The sequence below is a fragment of the bacterium genome (genome assembly GCA_024224155.1).
Lineage (GTDB): Bacteria > Acidobacteriota > Thermoanaerobaculia > Multivoradales > JAHEKO01 > CALZIK01.
In genome coordinates this window covers 24,451-33,485 of sequence record JAAENP010000402.1, presented here as the reverse complement: position 1 = coordinate 33,485, position 9,035 = coordinate 24,451, and the positions used below count along the sequence as shown (strand labels likewise).

Below are 9,035 nucleotides of genomic sequence, written 5' to 3'. Positions count from 1 at the left end.
GGGCTGCGCGCGATCCTCATCGCACCCGGCATGGCGCTCGCTGGCGCCAAGGGTCGCAACCTCATCTTGGGCAGCCTGCTCAGCAGCGCGACCATCACGGCGTTCCTCTTCATCTTCTACGGCGCCAAAAACGACGGAGCCGCCTGATGGAAGAGGGTGTTGTCAACACGCTACTATCCGCCGGACCCCTAGGCGCGGTCATCGTCGCACTCGGCATTGCGCTCGTCGTACAAAACAGGCAGCTGAGCAAAGCGCAGGACGCGCGGGTTGCTGACGCGAAGAAGGTGACAGCGATGCTTCTCGAGCTGAACGACAAGTGGAACACGACGGTGTCCGACCTGGCGGCGGCTGTGAAAGAGCTTCGTAGGAGGTAGTGCTGTGTGGAAAAGGGGAAAGAAGCGACGGAGCAAGCGTGATCTCAAAGCCGTAGTCGACAAGCGGAAGAAGGACGACTCCATCGAGTTTGAGGTCGACGAGGTGACCGACATCATCGACTTGTCGCTCGAGCAGACGAAGCGCGTGGCCGAGGAGTGCCAAGAAGAGGTGCGCGAGACGGTCGAGAAGATCAAAGACTTGCGTCGTCCAGCGCCAGGGCCTACTGAGGAAGCAGGATGATTCGTCGCTACGCCCCTCATGTGATCTACACCGTCTTCCTCGGGTCGCTGATCTATTTCTACGCCACCGTTCTCGGTGGGTGCGGACCTTCCACGCTTCAGCTTCACGCACAGGCCGCCGAAGCCGTGCGGACACTCAACAATGAAGCCGTCGATCTCATGGAGAGCGAAATCGACTGCGAAGGCGACGCGCTGGCCATCGCCAACGAAGACCCACCGGCCAACGCCGATGACGACACGCGCCGCGCACGCGCCGACACAGTCATCGAGAAGTGCCGCGCCATCGAGACCACGCAGCACGCGATCGCCGCAGCGCACACGCTTTGGGTGAGCGCGCTGCTTACAGCCATCTCGACTGAACGCTTCGACACGCAGGTGCTGCTCTCGCTCGCAGCCGACGCCGTGCGCTTCTACATCGAGCTGATCCCGCTCGGTGCGCACTTCGATCTCACCCTTCCAGAAGTCCCACAGCTCATCAGCGGTTTTCTCGGAGGTTCACCATGAGCGTCAAGACCTACATCGACGCGCTGGTAATCGGCGCAGAGGCTGCGGGCAGCTTCGCGTCGGGCACCGCCAAGCTCGTCGCGCTCAGCGTCGCTGGTATTCTAAAGGCGGTCAGCGGGCTGCTCGCCGACCACACGCCCGAGGAAACGCAGAAGCTCATCGAGGACCTCGTGGCCAACCCTGCGAAGAAGGTCGACCTCGGCGATCTCGACGCGGTTGAAGACAAGGTGGAGGACGCCCTCAATGACTAGACGCGTGAACACTCTCGGACAGCTGCGCGGCGTCGGTCAGCTTCCTACGGGCGCCAAAGCGGTGCTCTGGGTCGGCGCGGTGGGGCTCATCGGCCTCGCGTTCGTTTGGGGCATGGCCCGCACCATCGAAGCATGAAGTTCAACGACCGAGGTGCTGTCGTCGAGACGGTGCAGGGCAAGCTCCTGCGTCTCGGCTATCGGTTGCCGCGGTACGGTGCGGACGGTCACTGTGGCGATGAGACGTGGGACGCGCTTCAGCAGTACGCGCGCGATCGACGACTGGGGTGGGCACCAGAAGTGCCGCAAGCGGCGCTCGACGATCTGCGTCGAGGCCCGACGATGCCCGACATCCCCATCACGGTGGCGACGACGGAGCCTGACCTCGACGACGTCAGCTTCATCCATCTCGAAGAGCACGCGCTCGACCCGCACCCCAAGGGCCTCGTTCGTCACGGTCAGACCGTGCGTCGCAACCACGCCGTCATCGACGGCATCACGCTGCACCAGATGGCGGTCGAGCTTCGACCCAGCGCCTACTACCAGCAGCTCGCGAGCAAGCCGCCGTTCGATGCGCACGACGACGTGCTCGATGAGTACGCCATCGCCCTTCGCGCGCTCTACGGACCTCGGAACAGCAAAAAGGGCGGCGTCGCTGCCCCGCTCGTCGCGCATGACGACCTTGTCATCTGCACGATGCCGCTCGACTGGTACATCTATCACGGCAACCGCCTCAACCGTCCGACGCTCGGCATCGAGGTCAGCGGACGCTTCAGCGGCTTGCTCGACGACCCGAACACTCCACCGCGCGAAGACCTTCGCACGACGTGGGGCGACGAGCCGCCGATGGTGCTGACGCCGGCGCGCATTCGCGGAGGTCGCGCCGCGGTCCGCTACGCTGTCGAGGAAGGCCGCAAACAGGGGATGCCCATCCGTTTCGTCTACGCGCATCGCCAGTCCAACGGCGGCAAGCCAGGCGATCCCGGCGAAGCTCTGTGGCAAGCCCTCGTGATCGATTACGCTGTGCCAGTGCTCGGTCTCGTGCCGCGCTACGACTTCACTCTGGACGACGGTCGTCCGATTCCGAAGCAATGGGACCCGAACGGGGTCGGGAGCTATCGATGACAGCTACGCAAATGGCCAAACTGTTGACACAACTGGTCGCTACGGACGAGCTGCGTGTGGAGTTTGATTTTGTCGGTGTCGGCCCAGCACCTGGTCGGCTGGGTGTCGGTTGTACAATCACCGACATCGAGGAAGACGTTTCTGTGTGGAGCGCGGGTCGGACGGCGCTTCAGGCGTTTCAGACGGCCGTCAAGCACATGGAACAGGGGAACTATCTATGAACGAAAACGAGAGATGGATTCACGTGCTCAAGGCACATCGCGACGAGCACGACGCGATGCGCGAGCGCAATCTCGGCCGCATGGCGATCTTCGGTCGTCCTCGTCCCCAGCTCGGCGCGACGGTGCAGATGCCGGAGCCCTTCAGCCCGTACAGCCTGCACCAGGTGAACCTCTCGCCGTACGGAATCAGGGGCCTCGGTCAGCTCACCGACACACAGAAGACGATCGGCATCGTCCTAGGCGGCGCCGCCCTCGCTGCGGCTGCGTTCTGGTTCATCGCTGCGCAGTGACACCTCCGCCTTGACCTAGCTTCGCGGCTCCTCTACCCCTGCGGCTCGGAGGTAGAGGATGACTCGAACCCTACTCGGCACCGCTTTGGCGCTGCTGTTCCTGACTTGCACAGCTGTGGCCCCGGTAGGGGCCGAAGATGAGCCCCGCGACCACGACGACCTCGTCATCACCCTGGCCCGCTACGGCATCCATGAGGCCGGCTTTTTCCGCGCTCACGCCGACCATCTCGCCGTCTGGGAGGTCCTCAAACAGCGCGCTGAGGGGCCTCTGCGAGCCGAATGCGAGGGGGACCTGAGGTGCGCCGCGCTGCGCTACTCCGCTGGCCGAAGCGAAAACGTCACCAACAACCGAAATCGCTGGGTTTTGGGTCTCAACTTCGCGGCCATCGCCCCCGAAAGCTGGCCGGCGGACGCCGATTGGGATCGCTGGTACCGCGAGCCCTGGCTGGAGACGATCGATCGCGCCGAGGCGTGGCTCGACGGGGAAATCCGCGCTGACTGCAAATACAGGCCGCTTCACTGGGGCGGCATGCGCCGGGCTCGCGACCGCGCTCGAGCCAACCGCGCGATTGCCTCTGGTCGCTGGCGGGACGCGGAATGCCGCGACGAAGAGGGCGTGCCCACCATCAACGGTTTTTTCTGCGTCTCGGGACTCTGCCGCTGGGAATGATGCTACGGTCTACGCGACGGGCGGCGGAATCGTTCCCCGTAGTAGCCGGGTAAACCTCGAACCTCGCGTACATTGCTGTTCGACGTCAGTAGGGGCCCCGGAGCTGCGGATCAGGGCGCTACAGCAAGGCCGCCGCCCGTCCATTCAAATGATAGTCTGAGCCATGGCGCGGAGCTGCTACACGGGACCGGAGGTGCAGGGCATCGACGTCTCGAAGTGGCAGGGGACGATCGACTGGGACGCGGTCGCTGCGTCGACGGACGCGAAGTTCGTCTACATCCGCGTCGCCGACGGGATGAACCTCGACACGAAGTTCGAGCGCAACTGGCGAGAGGCTGGGCGCGTCGGCTTCATGCGCGGCTTCTACCACTTCTTCCGAGGCGGTCTGCCCGGCCGTGACCAAGCGAACCTAGCGATCGCCGCGGTCAAGCGGGCCGGCGGCATGAAGCGCTCCGACATGCCGCCCGCGCTCGACTTCGAGTGCCCGACGTACAACACGGGCCCGCTGAGCGAGACGCGCCACTGCGAAGGCACGCCGCTGCCGCCCGAGCGCGTGATCAAGGAAGCGAAGCGGTACATGGGGCTCATCGAGAGCCGCCTCTTCCGCCGACCGATCATCTACACCGGTGGCGCGTGGACGACGTTCGTCGGCCGCCACCCTGCGTACCGCGAAGCGTTCAAGGACTACAAGCTCTGGCGTCCGCAGTACGGCTCTGGTGGATGCATCACCGTGCCGCCGGGCTTCACCGACGCGTCGATTCACCAATACACCTCGTCGGGCTCGCTTCCAGGCATCCATGGCGACGTCGACTTCAACGTGTTTCGCGGCGATTTCAATAAGCTCCTCGGCTTCGTGCGCACCTCGCGCGTCATTCCGTGGTGGCTGCTCACACTCGGATTTGCTGGAGTGGCTGCAGCTGGCGCCGGCGTCTGGTATTACTCAGGACGGAGACTCCCATGGACGTGATGACGCTCGGCAACTACGGCCACAACATTCAGGTGCGCAACCGCCGCCCCATCGCCGGGTTCGGCCAGGCGCCCAAGCCTGTGCTCGGTGGCACCGCCGTCATCGGCATCCTCGCGGTCGCTGCCATCGGCGCGTTCATCTGGTTCACCGTCGCCGCGACCGGCGAGCGCTACACTTTGCGAGGGCTCGGGAAGAAGGGTCGAGGAAAGAAACGAAGGAAACGCTGGTCACGCGCCCTCGGTCTGGTGGCGGGCGTGTACAACCGCGAAACCGGACGCCTACTTGGGGAGGTATCTATCCCCCAGTACAACAAACAAGAGTTGGCCGATTTCATGCGGCGTAACGACGCACTGGACGATGACGAGACGTGGGCCATTTTCGACAGCGACAAAGCGCCCAAGTCGCTTCGCTTCGACCCCGATACCGGTGAAGCGTACGCGCGCCCATGAACAACGACATCACGTTTTCGGTCGGCACCGGCAAGAGTCAGTGGATTCGGATTCTCGATGTCGTGCTCATCGGCCCGCTGATGATTTCGGGCGGGATGGCGCTCACAAAGAAGAGCCCCTTCTGGGGCGTCGCGCTCGGCGCCATGGGCATCGGCACGGTGCTCTTCAACGGCCGCAACTGGTGGGTCGTCGACCAAGCACGGCGCGCAGGTGCCCTTCAACAGCAGGAGATGCAATGAACGGATGGAAGATCGCTACCTTCGCGCTCGGCGGACTCGTCGTCGCGCAGTTTCTCTGGTGGAACAAGAAGGCGCCTGAAGTGCTGCGACTCGGTCGCGGCTGACCTACCGCGTGCAGCCTCGGCGGACAGCAGCGGTCTACGCCAAGCTGCGTGCAGATCACCGCGCGCTGCTGCGGAAAATCGACAGGTTCGATGCGACGGGCTCGGCCGGCGACGCCCGCGCGTTGCTCAGTCACGTGGTCAACTACCTCCCGGCGCACGCGGCGATGGAAGAGGCGTACGAAGTGAGCGGCTGTCACTGCGAAGAGCACCCTGTCTTTCATCGAATCGCGCTCGAGGGCCTCGCTGCCGATCCTGTTATGGCTGCTGCGATTCTCGTCAGGCTGCTCCGACGCCACGTTGCGGCCGAAGAAACGGCCTGGGCTCTGGAAGGGCGATAAGGGTTGACTGGGGGCCTACGGCCCACCAAACTCATGGGGTTCCAGGTCAGGAACACTCCTAAACGGCTGGGCGGGCACGTGCGAAAGCGGGTGTCCGTTCGCTTTTGTGGGGGCTGAAGTGACGTACGACGATTGGTTTGAGCGGCAGCTGGCGGACCCCGAGGTTCGCCGCGCATTCGACGAGGAGCTTGTTCGGATGCGCCGTGAAAACGTCAGGTTCGGAAGGCGCTTGGTGCGCGTGCTCCGGGCTGCCTTGACACCGCAGAGGTGACGACCCACCCTGGGCGCGCAGTCAACGGACGGAACCTACACGCAACATGCTGCAAGGCATCTGTTTTTGGTACAGACAAATCTCGCGTTCCGCACACTCGACTGCCACTACTTCCAACGGCCCGCTTCTTCACGGAGGCGGGCCGTTTTCATTCGTCGAGGTCCACGTCGACATCCACAGCCGGAACGCTGGCCAGCGTCTCATCGGTGTGCCGATCCGGCAGCTGGTGGTAGGCCGTATTACTCTGCCGTCGCATCCGCTGCCGGCGCCGACCCGCTCGGAGGGCAGCGAAGAGCGTCTGCGCGACGACCTGCTCAATCTCGAGGCTTAGAAACTCGCGGCTTCGTCCGCACTCGCTGGCGATTGCATCGAGCAGCACGTCGAGCAGCGGCTCGATTTCTTCGCGCTCACCCACGCCCGAAGCATAGCAGTGCGTTCAAACGCCGCGGAGCTGCGGTAGCTCGCGATTGCGCAGCGTCGTCTGGATGATGAGCGGCAGTCCCGGCGAGCCGAACGGCAGCCAGATCGGGAAGACGTCCAAGCCCCTCTGCTCGAGGATGTCGACCATCTGCGGACCGCGCAGGGTGTTCGCGCTCCACACGATGATGGGTGCGCTCGTGTAGAGCGCTTTTGCTGCGTCCCGACCGTCTAGCTCCTGGCCCAAATCGTGGTCCATGAGGATGAGGTCTGGGTCGATCTCCACCGTGTCGAGGAAGTCGAGCACGTTGTCGGTCCACAGCACGTCGGCGCGCCGCCTCATCAGCCGCTGAAGCCAGCGGATGCGCATCTCGTTGTCTTCGAGAACGAGGATCGTCTTCATTGAATGGGCTTGAGGTACTCGGTGAGCACCTCGCGCTCGATTTCTTTGAGCAGCGGATAGCCGTAGCGCTTGCGCGCGAGGTTGATGAAGCAGTTTTCGGTCAGCGGCGTGCGGATTACCGAAACGCGCTCGCCGTGTTCGGTCACCTCAACCTCTTCGGGCGGCAGCGCCAACGCGTCGATCCCCAAGAGCCCCTCAGGCGCGTAGATCATCTTCTTCATGCGGACCTCACCAGACGGAGCAGCTCTTTCTCGGTCGTCGACGGTCACACGAAGCCCTTCGGTGGAACGAGCATTCGTGTAGATCGGTATGGCCCGTCGCCGCGTGTGTGACGCTCGAAGAACGGATGGCGTTTCTGGTCGTGCGCGTTCCTGGTTTTGGCGTCGCGAAACTCCGCACCGCACAAGGCTACGTAGTGACCGGCGAGACGCTTCGGGACGTGACAAGGGAGCCGCGACATGTTGACGAGCCTACGCCCGCCTCGAGCCCCGCACAAACGAAAGGCCAGTACGCTTTCGCGCCTGGCCCCCGCCCGAGTGAATGTGAAGGGGTGTCCACATTCGTTCTGTTTGAGCCCCGAACCTACCGTGGGCCGGAGGCCCCCGCAACCCATTAGCGCGGCGGCATCAATGAGTGCGCGATGTACCAGCCCATCGTCAACGCCACCATGTCGCCGGCGATGTTCCAGCCGCTCTCAGGTCCGCTGATCTTGAAAAAGGTCCGGCCTTCAGCGGTGCGCTCGAAGACCTGTTCGATGCCCTCGTAGACGAGGCCGCCGGCGATCGTCCAACCCACGCGCATTCCCAGAACCCGGCACCCAGCCCCGACGAGTAGATGGACCAGTGTCCACTGATCGAAGGGGTTGGCGTTTTGTCCTGGTCTCACCTGAGCAGCCAGAGCCAGGTGACGCCGGCTCCAACGGCGGCGCCAGCGATTCCCCACATGACGGGGCTCATCACACCGGGCGACAGCTGGCCGAGCCCGCTTACGCCCGCGATACGAAGCGCGCCGACGCTGCGACTCAGACGATGAACAGAGGTGCGAAGGTTTCGGTACTCGCGCCTGGCCTTTTGCGGGGTCTCGGTGAGTCGCAGTATCCGATCGGCATGGTCGGATACTGGGCCGATGGCGGCGCGCACTCGGGCGACCTTACGTTCACACACGCGGAGCCGCTCGGCGGACACGTTACGCGTCGCCGGCGCAGGACCGCGCGCTCGAAACCGTGGCGCCGGAGCGCGGACCTTCTGCGGGGCGGTGAACGGGCTTCGAGTCGTCTTGGCCATGGTCCGAGCATAGCCGGCCCCGGCCGTTCCGTCGCCGTCCAACGGCTCCACAGCGCCGGGGAGCGCCGATCGCGGCCTTCCATCCCCGCTTTGGGACCCCCGGATATCACCATCCGGGGACGGCCGAAAATGGCGCGAAATCGCCACCCCGGACCGGGATCACCCGTCCCCACCATGGTACACCCGATTCCTAAAACATCAATGATTTCAACAAGTTACGAAAAAGTTGTCACCACTTTGAATACATGTGGTGACATCGCCGTCTAATCACCGAACGACGATGGCGGGGACGAAATCCCGCCCAGAAAAATCCCCATGACGCCACGTGCTCCGGCACGTGGACACCGGACCTCGGGACCGTGCCCGCATAGGCGGAGCTACGGACGGCGGCGAGCGAAGCCGACTCGAGGGTAGGGAGGGGTGCGATCTCTGACAACACCGACCCTGGTTGAATGACCTCACCGCGCAGGACGCGGATACAAGCCGGGGAACCCCTTGAGACCCTCTCGCCGTGCGAGAGCAGTCTCCTTGTTGCGCGCTGCCGGTAGGCAGGGGTCGAGAGTGGCTCCCCGGTTCGTTAGTCGCGCCCTGATGTTGGAACCATGAGGGGATTCGTAACGCTCCACAGGGAGGGCCCGGACGGCGCGAAGCAGTAGGCGAAAGCCGAGCGAGCAACGTCCAGGCGACAGGCACGACACTCTAACGACAACCCACACCCCCGAGGTACAACGCAACGCGACATTCACCACATGGGCGAGCCGCCCCCGTACGTGCGACGTCACAGCACACCCGATCGGGCCCGCACCCCGACGCACCGAAATCGGAAGCGCTCCACTGTCAGAAGTGGAGCGCTCCCGTCGTCTCTCATGAGTGAGCGCCGACGGGAGCGAAT

The 9,035-nt window shown here is 64.0% G+C and carries 19 protein-coding genes; 14 read left to right on the top strand and 5 right to left on the bottom strand.

Annotated features, from left to right (window positions below; translation table 11 throughout):
• The 14 genes from GY769_20305 to GY769_20240 form a co-directional block, all read left to right on the top strand.
• Positions 1 to 147, top strand: a 147-nt coding sequence (locus GY769_20305) for a hypothetical protein (protein MCP4204266.1), incomplete at its 5' end; no start/stop codon positions are given.
• Positions 147 to 374 carry a hypothetical protein gene (locus GY769_20300; GenBank protein ID MCP4204265.1) on the top strand — a complete coding sequence of 76 codons (228 nt, stop codon included), beginning with the start codon at positions 147 to 149 and terminating at the stop codon, positions 372 to 374. The genes GY769_20305 and GY769_20300, both read left to right, overlap by 1 nt.
• A gap of 4 nt (positions 375 to 378) precedes the next feature.
• Positions 379 to 615 (top strand): hypothetical protein, encoded by a 237-nt coding sequence (locus GY769_20295; GenBank protein ID MCP4204264.1) that lies wholly within the window; start codon positions 379 to 381, stop codon positions 613 to 615.
• Positions 612 to 1,118, top strand: a complete 507-nt coding sequence (locus tag GY769_20290) for a hypothetical protein (GenBank protein ID MCP4204263.1) — start codon at positions 612 to 614, stop codon at positions 1,116 to 1,118. The genes GY769_20295 and GY769_20290 overlap by 4 nt, the downstream gene beginning before the upstream one ends.
• A complete protein-coding gene (locus tag GY769_20285) occupies positions 1,115 to 1,369 on the top strand; it encodes a hypothetical protein (protein ID MCP4204262.1) in 255 nt (84 codons plus the stop codon). Before GY769_20290 ends, GY769_20285 begins: the two co-directional genes overlap by 4 nt.
• Positions 1,362 to 1,505 carry a hypothetical protein gene (locus tag GY769_20280; protein ID MCP4204261.1) on the top strand — a complete coding sequence of 48 codons (144 nt, stop codon included), beginning with the start codon at positions 1,362 to 1,364 and terminating at the stop codon, positions 1,503 to 1,505. The genes GY769_20285 and GY769_20280 overlap by 8 nt, the downstream gene beginning before the upstream one ends.
• Complete coding sequence (locus GY769_20275; GenBank protein ID MCP4204260.1) at positions 1,502 to 2,491, top strand: hypothetical protein; 990 nt, start codon at positions 1,502 to 1,504, stop codon at positions 2,489 to 2,491. Before GY769_20280 ends, GY769_20275 begins: the two co-directional genes overlap by 4 nt.
• Positions 2,488 to 2,712 (top strand): hypothetical protein, encoded by a 225-nt coding sequence (locus GY769_20270; protein ID MCP4204259.1) that lies wholly within the window; start codon positions 2,488 to 2,490, stop codon positions 2,710 to 2,712. Before GY769_20275 ends, GY769_20270 begins: the two co-directional genes overlap by 4 nt.
• Positions 2,709 to 3,002: a hypothetical protein gene (locus tag GY769_20265; protein ID MCP4204258.1), complete on the top strand. Its 294-nt coding sequence runs from the start codon at positions 2,709 to 2,711 to the stop codon at positions 3,000 to 3,002. The genes GY769_20270 and GY769_20265 overlap by 4 nt, the downstream gene beginning before the upstream one ends.
• Positions 3,003 to 3,060: 58 nt before the next feature.
• The gene (locus GY769_20260; GenBank protein ID MCP4204257.1) at positions 3,061 to 3,672 is read left to right on the top strand and encodes a hypothetical protein; all 612 of its coding nucleotides are present in this window, start codon (positions 3,061 to 3,063) and stop codon (positions 3,670 to 3,672) included.
• Positions 3,673 to 3,835: 163 nt separating this feature from the next.
• Positions 3,836 to 4,639, top strand: coding sequence for a hypothetical protein (locus GY769_20255; protein ID MCP4204256.1), 804 nt, complete (start codon positions 3,836 to 3,838; stop codon positions 4,637 to 4,639).
• Positions 4,630 to 5,088 (top strand): hypothetical protein, encoded by a 459-nt coding sequence (locus GY769_20250; GenBank protein ID MCP4204255.1) that lies wholly within the window; start codon positions 4,630 to 4,632, stop codon positions 5,086 to 5,088. The genes GY769_20255 and GY769_20250 overlap by 10 nt, the downstream gene beginning before the upstream one ends.
• Positions 5,085 to 5,327: a hypothetical protein gene (locus tag GY769_20245; GenBank protein ID MCP4204254.1), complete on the top strand. Its 243-nt coding sequence runs from the start codon at positions 5,085 to 5,087 to the stop codon at positions 5,325 to 5,327. The genes GY769_20250 and GY769_20245 overlap by 4 nt, the downstream gene beginning before the upstream one ends.
• Before the next feature lie 112 nt (positions 5,328 to 5,439).
• Positions 5,440 to 5,769: a hypothetical protein gene (locus GY769_20240; protein MCP4204253.1), complete on the top strand. Its 330-nt coding sequence runs from the start codon at positions 5,440 to 5,442 to the stop codon at positions 5,767 to 5,769.
• A gap of 419 nt (positions 5,770 to 6,188) precedes the next feature.
• Here the strand turns inward: GY769_20240 and GY769_20235 are convergent, their stop codons facing one another.
• The 5 genes from GY769_20235 to GY769_20215 form a co-directional block, all read right to left on the bottom strand.
• The gene (locus GY769_20235) at positions 6,189 to 6,455 is read right to left on the bottom strand and encodes a hypothetical protein (protein MCP4204252.1); all 267 of its coding nucleotides are present in this window, start codon (positions 6,453 to 6,455) and stop codon (positions 6,189 to 6,191) included.
• A gap of 21 nt (positions 6,456 to 6,476) precedes the next feature.
• Positions 6,477 to 6,860, bottom strand: a complete 384-nt coding sequence (locus GY769_20230) for a response regulator transcription factor (GenBank protein MCP4204251.1) — start codon at positions 6,858 to 6,860, stop codon at positions 6,477 to 6,479.
• Complete coding sequence (locus GY769_20225) at positions 6,857 to 7,081, bottom strand: hypothetical protein (protein ID MCP4204250.1); 225 nt, start codon at positions 7,079 to 7,081, stop codon at positions 6,857 to 6,859. Before GY769_20225 ends, GY769_20230 begins: the two co-directional genes overlap by 4 nt.
• A gap of 391 nt (positions 7,082 to 7,472) precedes the next feature.
• Positions 7,473 to 7,745: a hypothetical protein gene (locus tag GY769_20220; protein MCP4204249.1), complete on the bottom strand. Its 273-nt coding sequence runs from the start codon at positions 7,743 to 7,745 to the stop codon at positions 7,473 to 7,475.
• A complete protein-coding gene (locus GY769_20215; protein ID MCP4204248.1) occupies positions 7,742 to 8,143 on the bottom strand; it encodes a hypothetical protein in 402 nt (133 codons plus the stop codon). The genes GY769_20220 and GY769_20215 overlap by 4 nt, the downstream gene beginning before the upstream one ends.
• Between the last annotated feature and the right edge of the window lie 892 nt (positions 8,144 to 9,035).